Genomic DNA, 23,742 nt, shown 5'->3' with positions numbered 1-23,742 from the left:
TGTGAATTTGTGCTTGGCCTCAAGCATATCGAGGAACGCTGGTGCAATATTGCAGCGATTTCGCGCTACGATGATGCGTATATGCATCGCTGCAGGAAACGCTATGAATTGGGATGATGCGCGAGTGTTTTTGGCGGTATGTCGAGAATCGACCTTACGCGGTGCAGCGCGGGTGCTGAAGGTCGATCAAGCGACCGTCGGCCGGCGTATCGCCGCGCTGGAAAAATCGTTGAATGCGACTTTGTTTCTGCGCACCTCCGAGGGCTATGCGCTGACAGCGGTCGGCGAAGCGGCGTTGCAATCCGTGGAAAAGATGGAGCACTCGGCATTTGAGCTGGAGCGGCAGATTCAGGGCCTCGACGAACGATTGATCGGCAATGTGCGCGTCAGCACTACCGATTCTCTGGCCATCGATTTTCTGATCCCGGCCATCGCTCGTTTGCATGCAGTGCACCCCGACGTGCGAGTGCAGTTGGACGCCTCCACGCAAATCCTCAGCCTGGCCAAGCGTGAAGCCGACATCGCCGTGCGCAACACCCGGCCGGACAACCCCGACCTGATCGCCCGGCGCATCGCGCGCTGGCCGGTGGGGCTGTTCGCCTCGCGAAGTTATGTCGAGGCCAACGGCATGCCGCAACCGGGCTCGGCCTTCGAGGGGCATGATCTGGTGGTGTATCAGCCGTACTTGCAGGGCAACAAGAACATGACCCTGGTCTCGGAACCCCTGAGCCGTGGGCGGATTGTCGCCAGCCTGAGTTCCAGCCTGCTGGTGCGTCGTTCGATTGCCGCAGGTCTCGGGGTGGGGGAGATCCCGGTGTACATGGGCGAGCGCGATGGGCTGGTCAGGCTCTGGCCGGAACGCACACGTCCGCTGCCGTATGAAGTGTGGCTGGTGACCCATGCGGACCTGCGCCACACCGCGCGGGTGCGGGCGGTGATTGAGCAGATTGTCGAGGCGTTTGCACTGGAGAATGAATAAGTCAGGTTGTTCGTGTCGGTCGGGCCGCGCGGATTATTGTGGCGAGGGGGCTTGCCCCCGTTCGGCTGCGCAGCAGTCGCCAAGCCTGTGAATGCGGTATGCCTGATTTACCGTGGTGATCGGGTTTAGGGCCGCTTCGCAGCCCAACGGGGGCAAGCCCCCTCGCCACAAGAGAGCCCATTCAGTCAAAACAAATCACCCATCCTGCCGGCCCCCGACCATTCACAGCCCTCCAGCGTCAGCAACCGCTCTTTGGCCTCAAGCCCCCCGGCAAACCCCGTCATTTCCCCGACGCCCCAATCACCCGATGACACGGCGCGACAATCGATATCGGATTTTTGCCGTTGGCCGCACCCACCGCCCGAACCGCGCTGGGATTGCCGATCTGCCGGGCTATCTCGCTGTAGCTGCGCGTCTCGCCAAACGGAATCGTCAGCAATGCCTGCCACACCTGCTTCTGAAAGTCCGTCCCGGCAAAGTCCAGTTCCAGCTCGAAATGATTACGCGTGCCGGCAAAGTATTCCCGCAACTGCTGTGCGGCGCGTATCAGGATCGGGTTGTCCGCCGCTTCACTCATCGGCCCCAGTCTTACCCGACCTGGTTTGTCGTTTTCCCAGAGGATGGCCGCCAGACGCGTGCCTTTCGCGACCAGCTTCAACTCGCCGACCGGCGACGCCAGGGTGGTAAATGTGTAGGTCATGCCGGCGGACTCCGCACACGTGCTGAACAGGGGCCCAGCATACTGCCTCGCCGGGGAGGCGCAATACGCAATAGCAGCCATACTTGCCAACTGCTTTTGAACCGTTCCCTCTGTTTTTCCACAGAGCCTAAAAACAAAAAAGAGACCGACCCATGAAGTTTGAACCTTTTGCCAAATCGCTCATGGCGACCTCATTGGCGCTGAGCTGTCTGATGGCTCATGCGGCCTCCGTTGCACCGGTCGCGGCCGAAAATGGCATGGTCGTCACCGCCCAACATCTGGCCAGTCACGTCGGCGTCGATGTCCTCAAGAATGGCGGCAACGCCGTCGATGCAGCGGTTGCGGTGGGTTATGCGCTGGCGGTGGTGTACCCCGCTGCAGGCAACCTGGGCGGCGGCGGTTTCATGACGATTCAATTGGCGGACGGGCGCAAGACCTTCCTCGACTTCCGTGAAAAAGCGCCGCTGGCCGCCACGGCCGACATGTACCTCGACAAGCAGGGCAACGTCATCCCTGATCTCAGCACCCGCGGCCACTTGGCCGTCGGCGTGCCAGGCACCGTGTCTGGCATGGAGCTGGCGCTGAAGAAATTCGGCACCAAACCTCGCAAGGAAGTGATCGCCCCGGCGATCAAACTTGCCGAAGACGGTTTTGTGCTGGAGCAGGGCGATGTCGATTTGCTGGAGTACGCCACAGACGTCTTCAAGAAAGACATGCGCGACTCGGGCTCGATCTTCCTGAGCAATGGCGAGCCGATGCAGGTCGGGCAGAAACTCGTGCAAAAAGACTTGAGCAAAACCCTGCGGGAAATTTCCGAGAAGGGCGCCGACGGTTTCTATAAAGGCTGGGTGGCCGACGCTATTGTCACCTCCAGCCAGGCCAACAAGGGCATCATCACCCAGGCCGACCTCGACAAATACCAGACCCGCGAACTGGCACCCATCGAGTGCGACTACCGCGGCTACCACGTGGTCTCGGCGCCGCCGCCAAGCTCCGGCGGTGTGGTGATCTGCGAGATCATGAACATCCTCGACGGCTACCCGATGAAAGACCTCGGCTACCGCTCGGCCCAGGCCATGCACTACCAGATCGAAGCGATGCGCCACGCGTATGTGGACCGCAACAGCTACCTCGGCGACCCGGACTTCGTGAAAAATCCGATCGCCCATTTGCTGGATAAAAACTACGCGACCAAAATCCGCGCCGCCATCGATCCGCAAAAGGCCGGCGTGTCCCGCGAGCTCAAACCTGGCGTAGCGCCCCACGAAGGCAGTAACACCACCCATTACTCGATCGTCGACAAATGGGGCAACGCGGTATCGGTGACCTACACCCTCAACGACTGGTTCGGCGCCGGCGTGATGGCGAGCAAAACCGGGGTCATCCTCAATGATGAAATGGACGACTTCACCTCGAAAATCGGCGTGCCGAACATGTACGGCCTTGTACAAGGGGAGGCCAACGCCATCGCCCCCGGCAAGGCACCGCTGTCGTCCATGAGCCCGACCATCGTCACCAAGGATGGCAAAGTCGTCATGGTCGTCGGCACCCCCGGTGGCAGTCGCATCATCACCGCAACCCTGCTGACCATGCTCAACGTGATCGACTACGGCATGAACATCCAGGAAGCGGTGGATGCGCCGCGTTTCCATCAGCAATGGCTGCCGGAAGAAACCAACCTGGAGAACTTCGCCACCAGCCCGGACACCAAGAAGATGCTCGAAAGTTGGGGCCACAAGTTTGCCGGCCCGCAGGACCCCAACCATATTGCAGCTATTCTGGTAGGTGCGCCTTCGCTGGAAGGCAAACCCGTGGGCAAGAACCGGTTCTATGGGGCGAACGACCCACGGCGCAATACCGGGCTGTCGCTCGGTTACTGAAACAGGCGATCATCGGCCACCCCGACTCCCTGGGTGGCCTCGATCCCGGGTAGCAGTCGTAAAGTCGGTTAGCCACGTTCATTCGGGCAACCGCATTCGCTGATATGGCGAGCGCTGCGCGCTCGAACGCAGCCTCGCAAGCTCGACAGCTGCTACACCGGCTACATAGGCTAGAAGGGAGTTGAAATCCATCGTTCCAGCGACCTGTCTAAGGAAGGAAGCCATGAGCACCGCACTCCTGATCATCGATGTCCAACGCGCGCTGTGCACCGGCGAGTATGAATGCTTCGACATACAGCGCGTCATCGACACCATCAACGGCCTCAGCACCAAAGCCCGAACCGCCAATATTCCGGTCATCCTGATCCAGCACGAAGAAGAGGGCGACCTGCTGCAATACGGCGCCGAAGGCTGGCAACTGGCCGACGGCCTGAAGACGTCACCCCACGACATGCGCGTGCGCAAAACCACTCCGGATTCGTTCTACCAGACCCACCTGCATGAACATCTGCAAGAGCTGGACGTCGAACGCCTGATTATCTGCGGCCTGCAAACCGACTACTGCGTCAACGCGACGGTCCGTGAGGCATTATCGCGAGGCTACGACGTGGTGCTGGCGTCCGATGCTCATTCCACAATCGACAATGGCACGATGAGCGCCGAAGACATCATCACCGAACACAACAAGGATCTGGCGCACCTGACCGGTTCCGTGGCGCGGATCGATGTCGTGCCGGCCAGCGAAATCAATATCTGAAAGCATCGGTGGTTACTGGATGTATTTCCCTCTCGCTTCAAATGAAACGGGCGCCGATCATGGCGCCCGTTTTTTGTTCAATCCGTCTGTAGCCGCCGCACCACCGCCTGAAAACGCTCCGACGCAATCCAGTCCGGATCCGCGTCCTCCACCAGCAGCATGATCCCCAGGTAGTGTTCCAGATGCAGCGTAATCGTCTGCCCCTCGACGGCCAGGTCCCAATAACGCTGGTCCAACCCATTGATCTGTGCCGTCCAGGTCCCGCCCAGCCCTCGTGCCAATTCACTGGCGATGCGATTGAACAGATCCCGGTCGGATGTCTGCGAGAGATAAATTTCCCGCGGTGGTGGAGGCGACGGATCAGTCATGTTTTGCTCCTGGAGAATGAACGTGACTTTACGCTTCCTGCGAGATTTGTGGCGAGCGAGCTATACCAAAACAAGCGCCTTTTCACGTTTGTCTCGGCATACTGGCGCGCTCAAAGAATGGAATCTACCCATGCCCCCGACCTTGTTCTGCTCTAACGCTCGCCGCGCTTTACTGCTGGGGTTTCTCGCATTCTCTGCCGCAGCCCATGCCAGTAGCTTCGATTGCACCAGCGCCGCCAGCTCCAGTGAAAAAGCCATTTGCGCCGACGCTTACACGTCGAAGCTGGATCAAAAACTGGGAGCGGTCTGGCGCTCGACGCTGGAAAAAGTCACCGCCCCTGAAGCGTTAAAAGCAGACCAGCGTCAGTGGTTGAAACAACGTAATCGCTGCGCAGACCAAATCGATTGCCTGCGCCAGCAGTACCTGATGCGCATCACTGAACTCGAGCACGCGGCCATTCCGTTTACCTGGGACGCCACTTGGCAGCGTATTCCCTGGGGCGTTTCGACGGGAGCCGAGTTGAAGACAAAGCGCCGGGATTCGACTCATCTCGTCTTCGAAGTTTCTGCCGCGAGCGGCGCCAACTCTGGCGACCTGGATGGCATCGCCAAACTCGACGGCACTCAGGCGCATTACGTCGAAGGTGCATGCGCGTTGACCTTCCAAGCCATCAACGGCGTGCTTGATGTCACCCAGGACGGCGCCGATGCCGATTGTGGTGCTGGCATGGGCGTGTTCTATGCGGGGCGCTATATCGCGTCGGAACAGCCCTTGGTTCTGGACAACGATTTACTGAGTCTGGGGTTGGCGCGTACACAGGAAGAAGACGATGCATTGCGGCAATTGCTCAAGGACGATTACCAGACGCTGGTGGACAGCAGCAGTTCCAGGCTGATCGGCGATGAGTCGAATGACCTGCCGGGCGCCGAAGTGACTGAAATGTGGGTACGCGGGCTGGGCAATACCAACGCCGCCATCCTCATGCGTACAGCGGACGTCCGATTTTGGCTAGTGCTGCTGGTGTTCGATGAGCAGAACAATTCCCGAGCCCGTTACTACACCAACGTGTCGGGCTGGAAAGGCCGCTTACCCGATGTGCTGCAGCATTGGTATGACGAGCGAACGAAAGGGCAGGTGATGCCGTTGGATCTGATGCCTTAATGCAATCTCGTTGGCGACCGCGCTAATGCGACGCTGCCGAGTAGTTATGTCTAGACTCGGTTGTTGGCTCGATAGAAGTGGGCGGTAACTGAACAACAGAAATAAAAGCACGCCCAATGCCGGTGAGTTAAGAAATTTGAGCGACGAAAGCCTCGCTCCCACAGGTTCTGCACTTTGGCTCACTGGCATTAGCGTCTACCTCAATAAGAAGAGAACACAAAAAATGACCAAGGTCAGCGATACCCAGCAGCGAAGTCCCTTGATCGAGACACGCTCGATCGATTACATCCCCGAGGCGGAGCGTCATGGCAGCCTCTACAGCCAGTTCACCCTGTGGCTCGGCGCCAATCTGCAGATCACGGCGATTGTGACTGGCGCGCTGGCCGTGGTGCTGGGTGGCGATGTGTTCTGGTCACTCATTGGTTTGCTGATCGGCCAGTTGCTCGGCGGCGCGGTGGTGGCGCTGCACGCTGCACAAGGACCCAAGCTCGGGCTGCCGCAGATGATCTCCAGTCGTGTGCAGTTCGGGGTCTATGGGGCGGCGATTCCGATTGTGCTGGTGTGCCTGATGTACCTCGGCTTCAGCGCCACCGGCGCGGTACTGTCGGGGCAGGCCATTGCTCAATTGGTCCATGTCAGTGACAGCGCCGGCATCCTGATTTTCGCCTCCTGCATCGCGTTTCTGACCCTCTTCGGTTATCGGGTCATCCACCTGGTGGGCAGGGTGGCGAGCGTGCTGGGCATCATCGCCTTCGTCTATCTGTTTACCCGGTTGATGACGCTCAACGATATCGGTCTGTTGCTGGAAAACCGCCATTTCGGCTGGAGTACTTTCTTGCTGGCGGTGTCTCTTTCCGCATCCTGGCAGATCGCGTTCGGCCCTTATGTGGCCGACTACTCACGCTACCTGCCGAGCAAGACCTCGTCCTGGAAGACGTTCACCGCCGTCGGCCTGGGGACGGTGGTGGGGGCCCAGGCTTCCATGGTGCTGGGAGTGTTCGCCGCTGCGTTGGCGGGCGCAAATTTTCGTGGACATGAGGTCGCCACCATCGTCGGGTTGGGCAGTACCGGGGTGATGGCCTCCCTGCTGTACTTGAGCGTGGTGTTCGGCAAGGTCACGGTGTCGACCCTCAACGCTTATGGCAGCTTCATGTGCGTGGCCACCATCATCAGTGGCTTTCGTCGTGGCTTCGAAATATCCGCCGGCAAACGCATGCTGTTTGTGCTGGCGATTGTCGGCGCGTCCACCACGCTGGCGCTGTTGGGGCAGTACTCGTTCCTGAGTACGTTCAAGTACTTCATCCTCTTTCTGCTGACGTTCTTCACGCCGTGGAGCGCGATCAACCTGGTGGACTACTACTTCATCAACAAGGAGCGCTATGACATCCCGGCGTTGTCCGACCCGGCGGGGCGTTATGGCCGTTGGAATGTGTTGGGGATCAGCGTGTATGTGCTCGGTGTGTTGGTCCAGCTGCCTTTTGTCGACACTCACTTCTACTCCGGACCAATGGTCGCGCAGCTCGGTGGTGTCGATATTTCCTGGATCGTCGGGCTGGTGGTGCCGGGCATGCTCTATTACTGGCTGGCCAGGACATCTGCGCTTGCGGTGTCGGTCGAGCGCAGTTCAGAGGCTTGAATGCCCGGTCATCAAAGGGGGCAGGGTGGGCGCGCGGCTAACTACCGGGTCCTCGAGCGTCTCCTATACTGATCCGCGTTGACGGTTCAACGCAGACATCGAATGCCGCCGGAACAGCAGCCAGCATTCCGGCGACTTCCCTACGACTCAACAGTAAGGAGAACGAACATGGCAATCCGTATTGGCGACGAAGCACCGGATTTTACCGCTGAAAGCACTGAAGGCCCGTTGCATTTCCATGAGTGGATCGGTGACAAATGGGCGATTCTGTTCTCGCACCCCAAGGATTTCACCCCGGTGTGCACCACTGAGCTTGGCTACATGGCAGGGCTCAAGCCGGAGTTCGATAAGCGCAACACCAAAATCGTCGGGCTCAGTGTCGACCCTGTCAGTAACCATAAGACCTGGGCCAAAGACATCGAAGAGACCCAGGGGCATGCGGTCAACTACCCCATGATCGGCGACGAGAACCTGGTGGTGGCGAAGCTCTACGACATGATTCATCCGAATGCCAGTGGCGGCGCACGGACTGCCGTGGACAATGCCACGGTGCGTTCGGTGTTCATTATCGGCCCGGACAAAAAGGTCAAGGCGATGCTGATCTACCCGATGAGTGCCGGGCGCAACTTCGATGAAGTGCTGCGTCTGCTCGATTCTCTGCAACTGAACGCCAAGCACACCGTTGCCACGCCGGTGAACTGGCGTCCGGGCGAGGACGTCATCATTCCCACTTCGGTCTCCGATGAGGACGCCAGGAAGAAATACCCGGATGGCTTCAAGACGCTGAAACCTTATTTGCGCACCGTGGCGCAACCGAAGTAACTCATCTGTTCGGAGACCACCCACATGGCCGTCCAGGTCCTGCGCGTTGATGCAACCCACATCGATAAAGTCGCCAGCCTCTTCGACGCCTATCGAGGCTTTTACGGCCAGCCCTCGAACCTGATGCAGTCTCGCGCTTTCATCGCAGAGCGCATCGCCAGGGACGAATCGGTGATTTTCTTCGCCGAGGACTCCACGGGCGAAGCGCTCGGCTTTGTCCAGTTGTACCCGACGTTCTCCTCTATCGACGCCCACCGCACCTGGCTGCTCAACGACCTCTTCACCACACCTGCCGCCCGAGGCAGAGGGGTAGGGACGTTGCTGATGAACACCGCCCGAGCCTTTGCGCTGTTGACCGGCGCCAAGGGCATGGTGCTGGAAACGGCCACGGACAATCACCTCGCGCAACGGTTGTATGAATCATTGGGCTATGTGCGCGATACGGGTTACTACACCTACTGTCTCGACTTGAAGTAGGCGCAAACTTGTGGAAGCGAGCCTGTGTGGCGAGGGGGCTTGCCCCCGTTCGGCTGCGCAGCAGTCGTAAAACCGTTGCATGCGGTGTACCTGATATACCGCGATCGCAGGTTTTGGGGCCGCTTCGCAACCCAACGGGGGCAAGCCCCCTCGCCACACAAGTCTGCGGTGTTCAAGCCCCTAACTGACTGACCCCAGCGCCAGCCATTTTCTATGGACGGTTCGAAACCCTCACTCAAGGCGCGCCAAACAGCATCGTCCAATAAACCCCTTTATTGCTGCGCGAATCGCTGGCATACGCCGCGCCGACCTGGGTAAACATCGGATTCATCAGGTTGGCGCAATGCCCGGGGCTGGCCAGCCAGCCGGACATCGCCTGGCTGGGCGAGCCTTGCCCGGCGGCGATGTTCTCGCCGATCTGCCGGCCGCGGTAACCGGCGGCTCTGGCGCGATCCGCCGGCATATCGCCGTCGGGGTCCTGGTGGGCGAAGTAGTTGCCGTAGGCCATTGCCTTGCTGTGGCCTTGCGCGGCGGCGCCCAGGGCGGCGTTCCAGGTTAATGGGCGCGCGGCGGCAAAGCGTTGGCGCCCACACATACGTGGCCTGGCCCGTGCCGCATTGACCTGCGCCAGCAACGTCTTGCCCGCAGCGCGTGAATCGCCGATACGCCCATCGAGCACCGGTTGTGCCAGTACCACTCGCCATTCACTGCGGGCACGAGTGACGCCGATGTCGGCGTATTGGGTATCGAGCAGCGCCCCACAGTAATCGCTCTGAAGCATGTCGAACGCCTCATCGGCGTCTTGCGCGCCGACCAGACGGATGGTCCGCACCGTCACCGCCTGATAGCCGTTAGCCTTCAACCCCTCCCGTAAGCCACCGCCATAGCCGATCGGCAAGGACAAGTCCGATTTCAGCGCCAGCGGCCGTAACGGCCTGACCGCACGCCCCGCGCAACGATCGGGATCGGCGCGATAGTCGTTAATGACTTCCACCAGCTGCCGTTCCCCACTGGCATGGGCGGGGCTGGTGAACAGCGGAAACAAAGGCATCAGGCACAGCGAAATAAAGCGGCAGCAGCGGACAGTCGGGCGCATGAACAGACAGCTCTGATGAGTTGACGACGATAAGGGTGGGATAAAGATGAGCAATAACCGCATGAGCGCTTCATTGGGCGAGCGTCTTTTACGGCACGGCTATGACTGCGGGTCTCAAAACTGGTTCACGAGGGGAACAGACAAATTTGACGGCTACGCTGAGAGGCCCGATCCAGGCGGGTGACGAGCCTGGGACAGCAGACGCTCGCACTGGTAACGTACTGACATCATTCGAGTGGTACAGGGACATGACTAAGACCAAGGGCAACAAGGATTGGGTCAAGCGCTCGGCGCAGCCGTTGAAGATGGAACGCATCGAAGCCTTTTTTGGCGGCCATGGCTTTACGCCGCATCGCCACGATACTTACGCCATCGGGCGAACGCTGTCGGGTGTGCAAAGTTTCCAGTACCGCAAATCCCAACGCCACAGCCTGCCCGGTAAAACCATCGTCTTGCACCCGGACGAAGTGCATGACGGTGAGGCCGGTACCGAAGCAGGTTTTCATTACCGGATGATCTACATCGAGCCGGCCTTGATTCAGCAGGTGCTGGGCGGCAAGCCGTTACCATTTATCGAGGGCGGCTTATCGAGCGACCCGCGGCTGGGTGCCGCAACCCAGGTGCTGCTGCAAAACCTCGACGCTTGCATCGAGCCCCTGGAAGAAGACGATGCTATTTATGATCTCGCGCAGGCGCTGGACACGCTCTCTGGCCAGCGTGGGCGGCGCAAGTCGTTTGATTTTGCAGCGGCCGAGCGCGCGCGTGCGCTGATTCATGACTCGCTGGATCGGGTCATTACCCTGGATGAGTTATCGCAAGCGAGTGGCCGCGATCGCTGGAGCCTGAGCCGCGACTTTCGTGCGCTGTACGGTACGAGCCCCTATCGGTACATGACCCAACGCCGGCTCGACCTGGCAAGAGCATTGATGATTGGGGGCCATTCGATGGCAGAGGCGGCCGTATGCGCAGGTTTTTTCGACCAAAGCCACATGACGCGTCAATTCGTCCAGACCTATGGCGTTTCACCCGGCCGATGGCTGAAGAGGTTGGGCCTTGCTTGAGAATGGCCCCGGTCGACTTGCACAATCGTGCAATACGCAGCGTCAGGCCATCCCTAAAGTCAGGGCTCGATATCTTGTCCAATGAGGGTGACTTAAATGAATTCCCAGGTCTGCACCGCGATTAACTTTGCCGAAAAATATGCCTTGTTCAGCGAGCAATGGGCGCCCAAGGTGATTGCCGAAATGAACGACTATCAGTTCAAAGTGGTGAAAATCGAAGGCGATTTTGTCTGGCATTCCCATGCCGATACCGATGAAGCCTTCATCGTCCTTGAAGGCAAGCTTCGCATCGATTTTCGAGAGGGGGCGGTCGTGGTCGGGCAGGGAGAAATGTACATCGTCCCCAAGGGCGTCGAACACAAGCCTTACGCTGAACGCGAGGTGAAGTTGTTGCTGATCGAACCGCGTGGTGTGCTGAACACCGGTGATCAGGCCGGGAAAAGAACCGCAATCAATGATGTGTGGATTTAGCCATTTGGTGGTTTCTGTCGGCATTTTCGTTGAAACGATTCAATGGAGGCTGGCGAAATGCCTCTCGTCGGGAGACAAGGCAGCTATTGCGCGCTTTTCAGCTATTCTTCCGGCATCTGGATGGTAGCCATTACGTAGTGGCACACGATGCGCAGGGAAGGGAAAGACAAATGGATGATGTGCATTGCGTGCAAGTTATCGCTGTGACTGGCGGCAAGGGTGGCGTGGGCAAGACCACGGTGGCGGTTAACCTCTCGTTGGCGTTGGCGAAAATGGGGCGGCGCGTCGTACTGCTGGACGCCGACCTTGGACTGGCGAATATCGATATTCTGCTGGGGCTGACCCCGCGCTACACACTGGCCGATGTTCTCGAAGGGCGTTGCGAGCTGTCCGAGGCACTCATGCCAGGGCCTGGAGGCATTCGTGTGGCCCCGGCCTCTTCTGGTTTGCAGAACATGACTCATCTGGAGCCTGCGCAATACCGCGCGCTGATCCAGGCCTTTAGCGATATCGGCGACAAACTGGATGTGCTGATCATCGATACGGCCGCCGGTATCGGTGGCTCAGTGATCAACTTCATCCGCGCGTCTCAGGAAGTGCTGGTGGTGGTGTGCGATGAACCCACCTCGATCAGCGGCGCCTACGGGCTGATCAAATTGCTCAACCTGAACTACGGTCTGCAGCGTTTTCGCGTGCTGGCCAACATGACGGGCAGCCCGGCGGAAGGTCGCAATCTGTTTGCCAAGCTGGAAAAGATTACCGAAATGTTCCTGGATGTCTCGCTGCAATACGTCGGCGCGGTGCCGAACGACGACAGTGCGCACAAAGCCGTGCAGAAGGGACGTGCAGTGTTTGAAGCCTTCCCGCGCTCCAGGTGCGCTCAAGCTTTCCAGGCCCTTGCGCACAACGTCGACAGCTGGCCATTGCCAACTCATCCGAGAGGGCACGTGGAGTTCTTCGTTGAGCAACTCGTGCAGAATTCCGGCAGGTGAGGCTGTCGACGGCGGCAGCCCATCGTTAGCTCAGCAGCGAAACGTGTTTCACTGCTTGTAGCCAATCTGCCGCAACAAATTCTTGCGCCACAGGATGTCTTCGTCGCCTTCAATGCCATTGGCACAGAAGCCATCCACGACGCCCAGGATCGCGCGTCCCTGTTCCGTCTCGGCAAGAATCACTTCGGTTGGATTGGCTGTTGCACAAAAAATGCGGCACACCTCTGGCACCATTTTGACGGCGTTCAACACGTTCAGCGGATAGAAACCGTCGCCGAGGAAAATGATGAAGCTATGGCCGGCGGCAATGGCTTGCGCGTTTTTCTGCGCAAGCTCGATCATGGCGGTATTGGTGCCAGACCATCGCACCAGGCATTTGCCGGAGGCTTCACAAAAAGCCACGCCAAACTGGATGCCTGGCACGGCGTTTATCAACGCTTCGTGGAGGTCTTCAACGGACTTGATGAAGTGCGTCTGACCAAAAATGAAATTCGTCGCTTCCGGTTTGTCGATTTTCAACGTGATGAGTTGCATCTCAAACGCCTCCTGTCACGATGTCGCGGACCGGCATCGGGCCTCTATTCAAGCCGGGACGATCTCCTGCTCTTCTGGCTGTGACTCCGGGTGGATGCGAACATCACCCAGTCTCCTTATGGTTGACTTGGGTAAGGTCGGGGCATCCAGAAGAATCGAATCAATGCGCTTGCGGATGTCCAGCACGATTGGCCCCAGGATAGCTTCGTCCTTGCCGCTGGCGATTTCGTCCTGAATCTCGCGAGACATCGCACCGAGCTTCTCGGAGGTGTCTTTGTGCCCGGCAGCCCGGGTATCAAAGTTCAGGAAGGTCTGCACTGAACTCAGCACCAGGGTCAGCAGTGAAAGGATGCCGGCTGCATATTGGAGCCATGCTGGCGATGAGTCACTGATTGAACCAAAGACGCTGGCGCTGACTATCGCCGACAACACCACGCAAGGGATGCCCAGTTTCCAGCTGAACTTCTCGAAATCTCGGGCACTGATTTCGTGCTCGATCTGCAACCGCACGATCATGCGATTCCATTTGGTCAGTAACTCGAGCCGGCTCATGATTGCAGTCCTTTGCAGGGGAATACAGATGAATATTAGCTCCTATTTGACCACCAGCCAGGGCGCCGGGATTCAGTCTGTGGGCTGTCGTCGTACCTTAACGCGGTTTCATACGATAGGCCGTCGCGCTCCAGTACCGGTTACCATTGCTGGTATGGCGAATCCATCCGGTAGCCTCCAGGTGCTTGGCAATCATTCGATTCATTATTCCATGACCGAGCAGTAAAACGGGCCCTTCGTCGGCAAGGGATTGAAGCCGTTGAGCTGCCGTATTGGCGCGCATTCTGGCCTTACTGGCAGACTCGACCTTCCCCGAGAAACCGCACAACCATAAAACACGAAGAATGAATGCCCACGTAAATGGTGAAAGGCGCGGCAGTGTCCATCGTCCATGGGGGAGCTGCGCTTCGCAGAACATATCATCGACAAGGCTGGCTTGAAGGCCTAGCGCTCGAACCGACGTCAGCGCCCGGGGCGCACTGCTCGACACGATCGTTCTGGCAGTAAGCGCCAGTGCCACACTCGATTGTGGGGCGGGTTGGTCGATGATTTCTGACAGGTCGTATTGCTCGATCCAGCGTTTCATATCGCGCGCTGAAACTTTGTCTTGCACGGCCAGATCTGGCTGGCCATGACGCATCAAGATGATTTCCTTTTCCACTGTTGTTACGTCCTTGTTTTGCTATTCCGTGAGTGCACAAGTTGCATCCATCGGAGATTTGAAGGCAAACGACCCGTTGTGGGTCAAACTGCAACGCCTGCGTTGTAGTCCTGTCAGCGATACTCAAGAGGCAGGCGAGCGACAATCATTATGAAGAGGGATAGCCACTATGAGCAAGGAGACGGCTGGATCTAAGGACACTGAGGGGCAAGGCTCTGCCTCTGCGCTGATCGAGGCGAAAATCAAGGCACTGGATGATTGGCGGGGCGAGACGCTTGCTCGGGTTCGAGCGCTCATCAAGCAAGCCGACCCCGAAGTGGTCGAGGAGTTGAAGTGGCGGGGCGTTCCGGTGTGGTCGCATGCCGGCATCATCTGCACCGGCGAGACGTACAAGAATGCCGTGAAGATGACGTTCGCCAAGGGCGCCTCGCTGGAAGACCCTTCAGGACTGTTCAACGCCAGCCTCGATGGCAACACCCGGCGTGCCATCGATATTCATGAGGGCGACCGGATTGATGAAACAGCCTTGAAGGCACTGATTCGCGCCGCCGTGGCGCTCAATCTGTCGTAGCGCCGTTCAGTCGAGCACAGATTCCGGTTCATCCAGGTGATCGATGTGCTTGAAACGCTCGACCAGAAAATCGATCAGGCTGCGCACTCGCGCCGACAGGTGTAACTGTTGCGGGTAGATGGCATAGACATCGGCGCGGGTCGGTGTCTGGTCCTCCAGCACCAGGCGCAAGCGGCCACTGCGCACGTAGCGGGCGATGTCCCATTCGGCCCGCAGCAGAATCCCATGACCTTCCAGCGCCCAATTGAGGGCCACTTCACCGTCGTTGCAGCCTAACGCGCCACGCACTTTGACGTTTTGCGTGCGCCCACCGTTGGTAAAGCTCCATACGCCGTAGGGCGTTTCGTTTTGCCGCAGGAAAATGCAGTTGTGTTGTTGTAAATCCGCCAGGCGTTGCGGCACGCCATGCTTTTCCAGGTACAGCGGCGAGGCGCATAACAAACGGCGATTGGAGGCAATCTTGCGCGCATGAAAGGCCGCATCCGGCAGCGTGCCGAAACGAATGCCCAGGTCAAACCCGTGGGTCGCCAGGTCGAGCGGGTGATCGCTGATTTCCAGCTGTATTTCCACCTCCGGGTATTGCGCGAAGAACGCGCCCAATGCCGGGCCGATGTAGCGACGACCGAAACCCAAAGACGCGTTGACGCGAATCAGGCCTTTCGGCGTTGCACGACTGCTGCTGATGAGCTGCTCGACCTCATCGATCTGCGTCAGGATGCGCGCGGCATGGGAAAAATACAGCTCACCTTCCGAGGTCAGGCTCATCGAGCGCGTGGTGCGGTTGACCAGGCGGATGCCCAGCCGTGCTTCCAGCGCGCTCAAGCGTTTGCTCACCGCCGGTGGGGTCACACCCAGCTCTCGAGCCGTCGCCGCGAGGCTGCCTTTGTTGGCCAGCAGGTAGAAAAAAGACAAATCCAGGGTCTGGCTCATTGGTAACTCAAATTCATCTATGTAGTGATTTGGAGTAACTCACGCTCATTTGCTCACTACATATACTCCGCTCACACCCTGATTGAACACCCCCGTTCGACAGGCACAACAAGAACGTAACGAGAGTGGAGTTGATGATGAGCGCATACAAAATTGCTGCGGTTCCAGGTGATGGCATCGGCGTGGAAGTGATCGCTGCGGGCGTCGAGGTGCTGCAAGCCTTGTCGAAAAAGTCTGGCTTCGAACTGGCCTTCAAACACTTCGACTGGAACTCGGATAACTACCTGAAAAACGGCTACTACATCCCTGAAGGTGGCTTGGAAGAACTGAAAACCTTCGATGCGATTTTCTTCGGCGCAGTCGGTGCGCTCAATGTGCCGGATCACATTTCCCTGTGGGGCCTGCGGCTGCCGATCTGCCAGGGCTTCGACCAGTACGCCAACGTGCGTCCGGCCCGCGTGCTGCCAGGGGTGAAAAGCCCGCTGCATAACGGTGATCAGATCGACTGGGTAGTGGTGCGTGAAAACTCCGAGGGCGAATACTCCGGCAACGGCGGTCGCGTGCACCGGGGCCTGCCGGAAGAAGTCGCCACCGAAGTGTCGGTGTTCACTCGTGCCGGGGTCGAGCGCATTCACCGTTTTGCTTTCGAACTGGCGCGCAGCCGTCCGCGCAAGCACCTGACCATGGTCACCAAATCCAACGCTCAGCGTCACGGCATGGTGTTGTGGGACGAGATCTTCTACGAAGTCGCCAAGGACTTTCCGGACGTGAAGATCGACAAGGAACTGGTCGACGCCGTAACCACGCGCATGGTGCTCAAACCGTCGACGCTGGACGTGATCGTCGCCACCAACCTGCACGCCGACATCCTGTCCGATCTGGCCGCCGCGTTGTCCGGCAGCCTGGGCATCGCGCCGACCGCCAACCTCAACCCGTCGCGCAAATTCCCCTCGATGTTCGAACCGATCCACGGCTCGGCTTTCGACATCACCGGCAAAGGCGTGGCCAACCCGATTGCTACATTCTGGACCGCGGCAATGATGCTCGAACACCTGGGCGAAGCGGCCGCGGCGAAACAGCTGATGTCGGCCATCGAAGCCGTGACCGAAAGCGGTTTGCATACCCCGGATCTGGGCGGCACGGCCACCACCCGGCAGATCACCGATGCAGTCATTGCGTTGATCAACCGCTGATATTTCCCACCGATTCAAAGTAGTACTGCGGCACAGCGCCAAGGGGCAGATCGCTGAATCCGGTCCCTTGGCATTTCCTGACAACAATAAAAAATCAGGGCCCTGTCATGAAAAGAATATTTGGCAAACTCTACGTACAAGTGCTCATCGCGGTCATCCTCGGCGCCATTGTCGGGGTGTTCATTCCCGAGACCGGAGCAGCGCTCAAACCCTTGGGTGACGCGTTCATCAAACTGATCAAAATGCTGCTTGCCCCGGTGATTTTCCTCACGGTGGTGACGGGCATTGCGCGCATGGAGAACATGAAAGAGTTGGGGCGTGTCGGCTTCCGGGCTCTGCTCTATTTCGAAGTGGTGTCCACACTGGCGCTGGTGGTCGGCCTGGTCGTGGTCGATGTGTTCAAACCCGGCGCGGGCATGAACATCGATGTCGCCTCGCTGGATACGTCCAGCCTCGCGACCTACACCACGGCGGTGAAACATGCGTCGTTCATGGACTTTGTGATGAACATCATCCCCGACACCATCGTGGATGCCTTCGCCAAAGGCAACGTCCTGCAAATCTTGCTGTTCTCCATTCTGCTGGGTGTTGCCCTGGCGCATGTCGGGCCGCGCGCAAAAGTGTTCGTCGACACGCTGGATAGCCTGATGCAAGGGATGTTTCGCATCGTCAACATGGTCATGCGTCTGGCCCCCATCGGTGCCTTCGGGGCGATTGCCTTTACCATCGGCAAATACGGCTTCGGTTCGCTGTTCTCCCTCGGCAAATTGATGGCGTGCGTGTACCTGACCTGCGCGGTGTTCGTGATCTTCGTGCTCGGGCCGATCTGCCGCTACAGTGGTTTCAGCCTGTGGAAGTTTCTGAAGTTCATCAAGGAAGAACTGTTCACGGTACTGGGCACCAGCTCTTCGGAATCGGTGCTGCCGCAGATGATTTCCAAGATGGAAAAGGCCGGCGTTTCCAAACCCGTCGCCGGGATGATCATTCCCTCGGGCTTGACCTTTAACCCGGACGGCCAGGCGATCTACTACACCATCGCCGCGATCTTCATTGCCCAGGCGACCAACACGCCGCTGACCCTCATGGACCAGTTGATCGTGCTGGCGGTGCTGATGTTCACCTCCAAAGGCTCGGCGGGGGTGACCGGTTCGGGGTTCATCATCCTGGCGGCGACGCTGTCCTCCCTCGGCACCATCCCGGTGGCGGGCATGGTGCTGTTGTTGGGCGTCGATCGGTTCATGTCGGAAGCACGCGCGATCACCAACACCATCGGCAACGGCGTCGGCACCATGGCCATTGCCAAATGGGTCGGTGCGTTGGATACGGTGAAGATGAACAAGGCGCTGAACGGGGAGGGCGCGGAGGAAAAGCCTGAGATGGCTCAGGCGGACGTTATTGCTGTTCCTTCATCGATGACAGCAGGGCGGTTGAGCAACTAGCTTCTTCCCCTCGCAGCTGACGGCTCATGTCGTCGCAGCTTTGCGACCAGGCCGTCAGCCACATCGACATCTCGGGTGACTGTTCGGCCAATCCCAGCTCGCGGACGAACTCGACCGGTGCAACCGTGCCTTTGGCCGAGCGGAACAGCCCCCGCATGATGACGACGCCGATTACCCGTCCTTTGCTCACGAAGCGGTGTTCCATAAAGCTCCATTTATCGTCCCAGCCGAGTATGCGGGTATGAATCTCGAACGATTCGAACAGCTTGAGCTCACGCCGAAACTTGCCCCAGGTATCGCCAACGATCGGCACGGCTTTGTTGCGCAAGGCTACTCGAAAGGCGCCGCTGCGCAGCGTGAAATCCATGCGGCCTACGTCGGCCAGGGTGAAATAGCGGCCATTGGTGACGTGGCGGTTGAGGTCGAGGTCGAGCGGCCAGACGCGCAGGCGGATGACGGTGGTGGCCAGGCCGTCCACCGGTTTGCGCCATGGGCGACGGAACAGCATGAGGATAAGTCGGAACCAGAGATTCATAAGTACGCCGAGGATTGAATGACCAGCGCACTTTAGGGGGCAGAAATCGGATAAGGTAGGTGCACAAATGACTTTTTTCATGCGAAAAGCGCAATCTGGATGATTCATGCACGTCACCCTGCTACTGGCTGATCAATGTTCCGCCGCCAGCGCCACCCTGGCGCTGGAAGTGCTCAGTGCCGCCAACCTGTTCGCCGATACCGCCAGTGCGCCGTTTGAGGTGGTTGCCGCCTCGCTGGATGGCGCCGATGTCGCCGCATGGGGAGGGCAAACGCTGCGCGTGGACCGATCCATCGCCGACATCACCCGAACCGATCTGGTGCTGATCCCGGGGTTTCTCTTTACCCTGAAAGACGCCTTGCCGGCATTTCCCGGTTATGGGCCGTGGCTGCGTCAACAGCATGCACAAGGTGCCGTCATGGCTTCCATGTGTACGGCGGCGTTCATGCTGGCCGAAGCGGGAATGCTGGACGGCATTCGTGCCACCACGCACTGGGCCTTTGCCGATTTTTTTCGTCGTCGGTATTCAGAGGCCTGTCTGGAGGAGGCGCAGATCCTCTGTGAAGACAATCGCGTGATCACCTGCGGTGGCGCGACGGCCGCCATGGACCTTTTGCTGCATCTGATCCGCCGCTTCGCATCACTGGAGCTGGCGCAGAAGTGCGGCAAATACTTGCTGGCCGACAACGTACGCAGCGAGCAATCGGTCTATGTCATGTGGTCGATGCCGAAGAACCATGGGGACGGCGAAATCCTGCGGGTTCAGGCGTGGCTGGAAGATCACTTCCATCAGCCGCTGCTGATCAATGACATGGCCGAGCGATTCGGATTCGGCGTCAGGAACTTCAAAAGGCGTTTCAAGGAAGCCACCGGTTACACGCCGCTGACCTACCTGCAAACACTGCGTCTGGAAAAGGCAAAGCAGTTGCTCGAATCCACACGAATGACCCTGGACAGCATCACCTACAAAGTAGGTTACGAGGACAGCAACTCATTTCGCAGGCTTTTCCAGCAGCGCGTGGGCCTGCTACCGGCGGCTTACCGGAAGAAGTTTCAAGCGAGTGCGAGTTGAGTGACATCGGCTCCTGATCGAGGCGGTTTAAAAACCTGGATCAAGGCGCAGCGTTCGGACGAACATAGTAATTGTCGAACTCGCCGCTTTCGACGAATTGGAAGCCATGGCGGATGTAAAACCGATTCGAAGCGCTCTCTTTGAGCGCGCCCACCCTGACAGGGAGCGCGGCGGCATCCGCTTCTTTGAAAATCTGTTTGAGGACAGCAGAGCCTACACCTGTTCCCTGAGCATTCGGTCGCACATACAGGTGGTCAAGCAGCAGTTCATTCAGGAGAGGCTTGACCACAATAAAACCGACCCGCTCGCCGGCCAGCTCAATGTGGCGCGTGTTGCGGCAATCAAAACCGTTGAGAAAACGCTCACGGGCACGTACCGGATCAAATCGCCCAATCCGTTCAAGGCTTTCGCGCATGGCCTCAATTCGAATGGCCACTAGATTGTCCAGGCCGGCGGGGTGAGCCGGAACCAACATTACTGGAAGACTTTCAACAGGTATGACGGACATCGTTTGCACTCTAATCATCACGGGGAGCCAGCGCCAGTACGATGGATTTCATTCTGGCCCTCCTGCAACGGCGTTAATGGAGCAAAGAGAGTTATAGATTAGCTTCAAGGCTTCGATGTGAGCGCCAGTCATGATGAAATAGCCGCCCGCTTTTGCTGTCAGCCGCATCGATTTGGAGCCGAACATGAAAAACGCCGCCGTACTCACCTTGGCCTTGATGCTCAATATGGGGTTGTTCAGTACGCAAGCAGTAGCGGCTGGCGATGCTGAGGCGGGCGAGAAACTGTTCAAGCGAATCTGCGGTGGCTGCCATCAGGTAGGGAGTTCAGCGCGAGGGTTTTTTGGTCCGCAACTCAATGCGATTTTCGGGCGCCCTGCGGGCAGCACGACGGACTACCAGTACTCAGAGGCGATGAAATCATCAGGCGTCGTCTGGACCCGCGAAACACTCACCGCCTACATCGAGGCGCCAAAAACAGTGGTCCCCGGCACCCGCATGATTTTCTGGGGCCTCAGCGATCCGGAAAAGATCGAAAACCTGTTGGCCTATCTGCAGACGTTTCAGCCGCAATGATCGGTGCCTCATCGATCCGCTTTTTTCAGTGCTGAGTGATATCATTGGGCCACTTCATCCGTTAGAGTATGCGCCGCCCGAGAGATGGATCCCGGGTATTTCTAATGGAGTGACACAGTGAATTACCTCAGCAAAGCGGTTGCCGTAGCCCTGTTTGGCCTGGTTCTGGCGGGTTGCACCGGCACCCCGATGAAGACCCAGCAATACGACAGCAGCCAGTACACCGTTGTCGGCCACAGTGAAGCGACCGCCACTGGCCTGCTGCTGTTCGGCGTCATCCCGATCCAGCAGAACAACCGCTTCATCCGCGCTCAGGATGCGGCGATCAAAGCCAAGGGCGGCGACGCCATGATCAACACCCAAGTGCAGGAAAACTGGTTCTGGGCTTGGGTCCTGACCGGCTACACCACCAAAATCTCCGGTGATGTGGTCAAGCTGAAAACCGTTCAGTAAGTGCGGTGCGCCTTCAGTCATTTCAGCTGCGGCGCATTCCTTGTAGCAGCTGCCGAGCTCGCGAGGCTGCGTTCGGCTGCGAAGCAGTCGTGAATCCGACTGACGCGGTCTGCCTGATGCACCGCAAGTTCTGATCTTACGACTGCTGTGCAGCCGAACGCAGCCTCGCGAGCTCGGCAGCTGCTACAGATCGCATTACGGCTTAGGACATCGACCGGGGTGAGGCACATCCAGATGCCATCACCCGGCTCATTGATCGAACCTCACGCCCACGCTTTTCCGAGTTCCTCCAGACCGGCGTTCTGCAGGTCCTGCGGGTTCATGACCACACGGAATTTGCAGTTGGCCTGGAAGTTGAGGAAGAAGGGTTCCGCATATCCGGGTATTTCGGAGGGATCCACGACATCGATCAGAAAAATCCCACCTCGCATGCCATCTTGCTCAGTGAAATAAGCCGCTTCGGGCTTAATGGTGTCCAGGATACGGTTCATGATTTCGCCGACCTTCCCCGACCGGACAAACGCGTTGAAAGGCTCATGGGGAAACTCGACCATCAGTAGCATTTTCATTATTTGATACTCAGTTTGAAGTGGCGCACTCCTTACCCGGATCCTTACTCCTGATTTTGATGCCGCAAGCCGTGCCCGCGGTGTGTGTGGTTAAGAATAGCGAAGGGGGAGAGGCCGTCGGGGCGGGGTTACGGACGGTCGTTGTTGATGATTTCGCGCGGGTGCCAATTCGCTGAAACCCGCGTCTATGCTGCTTCGGGCGAACATCGATGCAGTTGGGCACCAAAAAAACGCATGAAAAAACCCGGCTGATGAGGCCGGGTTCTTTGGTCGAGTGTTACGGTAAAGCCACTCATTCATGCTGCACGGTTTTCGATCAGACGGTCGGAACCACCTTCAGCGACGCGGTTTTCGATCAGACGATCCGAACCACCTTCAGCGACGCGATTCTCGATCAGACGATCCGAGCCACCTTCAGCGACGCGGTTTTCGATCAGACGATCCGAGCCACCTTCAGCGACGCGGTTTTCGATCAGACGATCCGAACCACCTTCAGCAACGCGATTCTCGATCAGACGATCCGAGCCACCTTCAGCAACGCGGCTTTCGATCAGGCGATCCGAACCACCTTCAGCGACGCGGTTTTCGATCAAACGATCCGAACCACCTTCAGCCACACGGCTTTCAATCAGGCGATCCGAGCCGCCTTCAGCGACGACCGGGTGAGTAGAAGAGGCGGCGAAAGCGTTTACTGCAAAAACCGAGAAAGCGATGCTGAGAAGGGTTTGGCGTTTCATGATGGTGTGCTCCGGGGTGTTATTGGTTGGGTATGGAGCGGATGTTACGCCGAGGATTTTTTATGAGAACTTCATTGACGTGATGGTGACTATCGACGCCAGCAATGGTTGAAACGCGGTGGGCAAATGCCGCGTTCACGCGACATGGACCCACACCTATCGAACATTGGATGCGGGCTGTTTCCTCAGGTTTACATGAACAGGTCATAGGACAGTTTGCCGATCAGGATCAGCAGCAACACCAGGAACAGCGCCCGGACAAAGGGCACGCCTTTATGAACCGCCAGCCAGGTGCCGGTCAGTGCGCCGAGGATGTTGAATGCGGCCATGGGGATGGCGATCAGGTAGAGCACGTTCCCCGTCGGAATGAAGAACATCAGCGCTGCTACGTTGGTCGCGATGTTCACCAGTTTTGCCGACGCCGAGGCATGCAGGAAGTCGAAGGCGAAGCAGCGGATGAACAGGAAGATCAGGAAGCTGCCAGTGCCGGGCCCGAACAGTCCGTCGTAGAAACCGATGGCGCCGCCGATGACAATCGCCAGCAGTTTTTCCTTGGTGCCGATGTGCATGGGCTTGTGCAGGGCACCGAAGTCCTTTTTCCAGAAGGTGTAGATCGCCATCAGCACGATCAACACCAGCACCGCCGGCCGGATCACCGACTGGGGGACGAACGACACCGTCGCCGCTCCGAAGAAGGACATGACAAACGCCGCGCAGGCGGCAGGGATCACCAGACTCCAGTTGATCACCACCTTGCGCACGAAGGATCGGGCCGCGAATGCGGTGCCGCAGGCTGCCGCAACCTTGTTGGTCCCCAGCAGCGCTGCCGGTTGTGCCGTGGGCAGCACGTTGAACAGCGCGGGAATCTGGATCAGTCCGCCGCCGCCCACCGCCGCATCGATCAGGCCGGCAGAGAAGGCGAATACGCAAAGGATGACAATATCGATCATGGAATCAGGCTCTGACGGTGAAAGGTGGGTGAGAGTCCAGGTTGAACGGGAAGGTTAACCAAA

Annotated in this window: 28 protein-coding genes and 1 pseudogene; 16 read left to right on the top strand and 13 right to left on the bottom strand. The window is 58.4% G+C overall.

The features are described from left to right. The first annotated feature begins 103 nt into the window (after window positions 1–103). Complete coding sequence (locus AF70_RS20710) at window positions 104–979, top strand: LysR family transcriptional regulator (RefSeq protein WP_019581995.1); 876 nt, start codon at window positions 104–106, stop codon at window positions 977–979. Between the two features lie 185 nt (window positions 980–1,164). Here the strand turns inward: AF70_RS20710 and AF70_RS20705 are convergent. Beyond that, window positions 1,165–1,679: pseudogene (locus tag AF70_RS20705) on the bottom strand (methylated-DNA--[protein]-cysteine S-methyltransferase). Window positions 1,680–1,831: 152 nt separating this feature from the next. On the opposite strand from AF70_RS20705, the gene ggt reads away from it, so the two are divergent. Next, complete coding sequence (ggt, locus tag AF70_RS20700; RefSeq protein WP_028939763.1) at window positions 1,832–3,559, top strand: gamma-glutamyltransferase; 1,728 nt, start codon at window positions 1,832–1,834, stop codon at window positions 3,557–3,559. A 223-nt stretch (window positions 3,560–3,782) separates the two neighbouring features. Beyond that, window positions 3,783–4,316: a cysteine hydrolase family protein gene (locus AF70_RS20695; RefSeq protein ID WP_028939762.1), complete on the top strand. Its 534-nt coding sequence runs from the start codon at window positions 3,783–3,785 to the stop codon at window positions 4,314–4,316. A 77-nt stretch (window positions 4,317–4,393) separates the two neighbouring features. Here the strand turns inward: AF70_RS20695 and AF70_RS20690 are convergent, their stop codons facing one another. After that, window positions 4,394–4,684: a DUF3630 family protein gene (locus tag AF70_RS20690; protein WP_019582000.1), complete on the bottom strand. Its 291-nt coding sequence runs from the start codon at window positions 4,682–4,684 to the stop codon at window positions 4,394–4,396. Window positions 4,685–4,814: 130 nt separating this feature from the next. On the opposite strand from AF70_RS20690, the gene AF70_RS20685 reads away from it, so the two are divergent. The 4 genes from AF70_RS20685 (at window position 4,815) to AF70_RS20670 (ending at window position 8,781) form a co-directional block, all read left to right on the top strand. Next, window positions 4,815–5,846 carry a lysozyme inhibitor LprI family protein gene (locus AF70_RS20685; RefSeq protein WP_019582001.1) on the top strand — a complete coding sequence of 344 codons (1,032 nt, stop codon included), beginning with the start codon at window positions 4,815–4,817 and terminating at the stop codon, window positions 5,844–5,846. A 223-nt stretch (window positions 5,847–6,069) separates the two neighbouring features. After that, window positions 6,070–7,482 (top strand): cytosine permease, encoded by a 1,413-nt coding sequence (locus tag AF70_RS20680; protein ID WP_028939761.1) that lies wholly within the window; start codon window positions 6,070–6,072, stop codon window positions 7,480–7,482. A 168-nt stretch (window positions 7,483–7,650) separates the two neighbouring features. Next, entirely contained in the window at window positions 7,651–8,304 is a 654-nt protein-coding gene (locus AF70_RS20675; RefSeq protein ID WP_018928249.1) for a peroxiredoxin, read from the top strand. 24 nt (window positions 8,305–8,328) lie between these two features. Then, window positions 8,329–8,781, top strand: a complete 453-nt coding sequence (locus tag AF70_RS20670) for an N-acetyltransferase (RefSeq protein WP_018928248.1) — start codon at window positions 8,329–8,331, stop codon at window positions 8,779–8,781. 235 nt (window positions 8,782–9,016) lie between these two features. Here AF70_RS20670 and AF70_RS20665 read toward each other — a convergent pair whose 3' ends face one another. Next, complete coding sequence (locus tag AF70_RS20665; RefSeq protein WP_019582003.1) at window positions 9,017–9,877, bottom strand: CAP domain-containing protein; 861 nt, start codon at window positions 9,875–9,877, stop codon at window positions 9,017–9,019. Window positions 9,878–10,125: 248 nt separating this feature from the next. Here AF70_RS20665 and AF70_RS20660 point away from each other — a divergent pair, with 248 nt between their 5' ends. The 3 genes from AF70_RS20660 (at window position 10,126) to AF70_RS20650 (ending at window position 12,401) form a co-directional block, all read left to right on the top strand. Continuing rightward, window positions 10,126–10,938, top strand: a complete 813-nt coding sequence (locus AF70_RS20660; protein WP_019582004.1) for an AraC family transcriptional regulator — start codon at window positions 10,126–10,128, stop codon at window positions 10,936–10,938. Window positions 10,939–11,034: 96 nt separating this feature from the next. Further along, on the top strand, window positions 11,035–11,409 hold the full coding sequence (locus tag AF70_RS20655; RefSeq protein ID WP_028939760.1) for a cupin domain-containing protein: 375 nt from the start codon (window positions 11,035–11,037) through the stop codon (window positions 11,407–11,409). Between the two features lie 170 nt (window positions 11,410–11,579). After that, window positions 11,580–12,401, top strand: coding sequence for a MinD/ParA family protein (locus AF70_RS20650; protein WP_019582006.1), 822 nt, complete (start codon window positions 11,580–11,582; stop codon window positions 12,399–12,401). 48 nt (window positions 12,402–12,449) lie between these two features. Here AF70_RS20650 and AF70_RS20645 read toward each other — a convergent pair whose 3' ends face one another. The 3 genes from AF70_RS20645 to AF70_RS20635 all read right to left on the bottom strand — a co-directional run bounded on the left by AF70_RS20645 (window position 12,450) and on the right by AF70_RS20635 (window position 14,148). After that, window positions 12,450–12,935 (bottom strand): adenosine-specific kinase, encoded by a 486-nt coding sequence (locus AF70_RS20645; protein ID WP_028939759.1) that lies wholly within the window; start codon window positions 12,933–12,935, stop codon window positions 12,450–12,452. 48 nt (window positions 12,936–12,983) lie between these two features. Further along, window positions 12,984–13,487 (bottom strand): SLATT domain-containing protein, encoded by a 504-nt coding sequence (locus AF70_RS20640; RefSeq protein WP_019582008.1) that lies wholly within the window; start codon window positions 13,485–13,487, stop codon window positions 12,984–12,986. A 97-nt stretch (window positions 13,488–13,584) separates the two neighbouring features. Then, on the bottom strand, window positions 13,585–14,148 hold the full coding sequence (locus tag AF70_RS20635; protein WP_028939758.1) for a histidine phosphatase family protein: 564 nt from the start codon (window positions 14,146–14,148) through the stop codon (window positions 13,585–13,587). Between the two features lie 169 nt (window positions 14,149–14,317). On the opposite strand from AF70_RS20635, the gene AF70_RS20630 reads away from it, so the two are divergent. Further along, on the top strand, window positions 14,318–14,719 hold the full coding sequence (locus AF70_RS20630; protein WP_019582010.1) for a DUF1801 domain-containing protein: 402 nt from the start codon (window positions 14,318–14,320) through the stop codon (window positions 14,717–14,719). Window positions 14,720–14,725: 6 nt separating this feature from the next. Here AF70_RS20630 and AF70_RS20625 read toward each other — a convergent pair whose 3' ends face one another. Next, window positions 14,726–15,649 carry a LysR family transcriptional regulator gene (locus AF70_RS20625; RefSeq protein WP_019582011.1) on the bottom strand — a complete coding sequence of 308 codons (924 nt, stop codon included), beginning with the start codon at window positions 15,647–15,649 and terminating at the stop codon, window positions 14,726–14,728. Window positions 15,650–15,786: 137 nt separating this feature from the next. Between AF70_RS20625 and AF70_RS20620 the strand changes: the two genes are divergently transcribed. Together AF70_RS20620 and AF70_RS20615 are read left to right on the top strand one after the other, a co-directional pair. After that, window positions 15,787–16,842, top strand: coding sequence for a tartrate dehydrogenase (locus AF70_RS20620; RefSeq protein ID WP_007935426.1), 1,056 nt, complete (start codon window positions 15,787–15,789; stop codon window positions 16,840–16,842). Between the two features lie 107 nt (window positions 16,843–16,949). Then, window positions 16,950–18,281, top strand: a complete 1,332-nt coding sequence (locus AF70_RS20615; protein WP_028939757.1) for a dicarboxylate/amino acid:cation symporter — start codon at window positions 16,950–16,952, stop codon at window positions 18,279–18,281. On the opposite strand, the gene AF70_RS20610 is transcribed toward AF70_RS20615, so the two are convergent. Beyond that, window positions 18,235–18,816 (bottom strand): thioesterase family protein, encoded by a 582-nt coding sequence (locus AF70_RS20610; RefSeq protein WP_050438300.1) that lies wholly within the window; start codon window positions 18,814–18,816, stop codon window positions 18,235–18,237. The two genes, AF70_RS20615 and AF70_RS20610, sit on opposite strands and share 47 nt — an antisense overlap. A 106-nt stretch (window positions 18,817–18,922) precedes the next feature. Between AF70_RS20610 and AF70_RS20605 the strand changes: the two genes are divergently transcribed. Next, window positions 18,923–19,888, top strand: coding sequence for a GlxA family transcriptional regulator (locus tag AF70_RS20605; protein ID WP_028939756.1), 966 nt, complete (start codon window positions 18,923–18,925; stop codon window positions 19,886–19,888). Between the two features lie 40 nt (window positions 19,889–19,928). Here AF70_RS20605 and AF70_RS20600 read toward each other — a convergent pair whose 3' ends face one another. Together AF70_RS20600 and AF70_RS20595 are read right to left on the bottom strand one after the other, a co-directional pair. Continuing rightward, window positions 19,929–20,396: a GNAT family N-acetyltransferase gene (locus tag AF70_RS20600; RefSeq protein ID WP_028939755.1), complete on the bottom strand. Its 468-nt coding sequence runs from the start codon at window positions 20,394–20,396 to the stop codon at window positions 19,929–19,931. 48 nt (window positions 20,397–20,444) lie between these two features. Further along, window positions 20,445–20,582, bottom strand: a complete 138-nt coding sequence (locus AF70_RS20595; RefSeq protein WP_019582016.1) for a hypothetical protein — start codon at window positions 20,580–20,582, stop codon at window positions 20,445–20,447. Between AF70_RS20595 and AF70_RS20590 the strand changes: the two genes are divergently transcribed. Both AF70_RS20590 and AF70_RS20585 read left to right on the top strand, forming a co-directional pair. Continuing rightward, window positions 20,581–20,970 (top strand): cytochrome c family protein, encoded by a 390-nt coding sequence (locus AF70_RS20590; RefSeq protein ID WP_028939754.1) that lies wholly within the window; start codon window positions 20,581–20,583, stop codon window positions 20,968–20,970. The genes AF70_RS20595 and AF70_RS20590 overlap by 2 nt on opposite strands. Window positions 20,971–21,087: 117 nt before the next feature. Then, window positions 21,088–21,423 carry a hypothetical protein gene (locus tag AF70_RS20585; protein WP_018928235.1) on the top strand — a complete coding sequence of 112 codons (336 nt, stop codon included), beginning with the start codon at window positions 21,088–21,090 and terminating at the stop codon, window positions 21,421–21,423. A gap of 263 nt (window positions 21,424–21,686) precedes the next feature. Here the strand turns inward: AF70_RS20585 and AF70_RS20580 are convergent, their stop codons facing one another. From AF70_RS20580 to AF70_RS20570, 3 genes are all read right to left on the bottom strand, one after another. Continuing rightward, on the bottom strand, window positions 21,687–21,992 hold the full coding sequence (locus AF70_RS20580; RefSeq protein WP_028939753.1) for a hypothetical protein: 306 nt from the start codon (window positions 21,990–21,992) through the stop codon (window positions 21,687–21,689). Between the two features lie 296 nt (window positions 21,993–22,288). Then, complete coding sequence (locus tag AF70_RS20575) at window positions 22,289–22,729, bottom strand: phage infection protein (RefSeq protein ID WP_169342494.1); 441 nt, start codon at window positions 22,727–22,729, stop codon at window positions 22,289–22,291. A gap of 191 nt (window positions 22,730–22,920) precedes the next feature. Continuing rightward, the gene (locus AF70_RS20570) at window positions 22,921–23,679 is read right to left on the bottom strand and encodes a TSUP family transporter (protein ID WP_028939751.1); all 759 of its coding nucleotides are present in this window, start codon (window positions 23,677–23,679) and stop codon (window positions 22,921–22,923) included. Window positions 23,680–23,742 lie beyond the last annotated feature (63 nt).

The organism is Pseudomonas sp. KD5, from assembly GCF_012932895.1.
Classification (GTDB): Bacteria; Pseudomonadota; Gammaproteobacteria; order Pseudomonadales; family Pseudomonadaceae; genus Aquipseudomonas.
The sequence above is the reverse complement of the archived record's forward strand: the minus strand, read 5'-3'. Positions and strand labels throughout refer to the sequence as shown.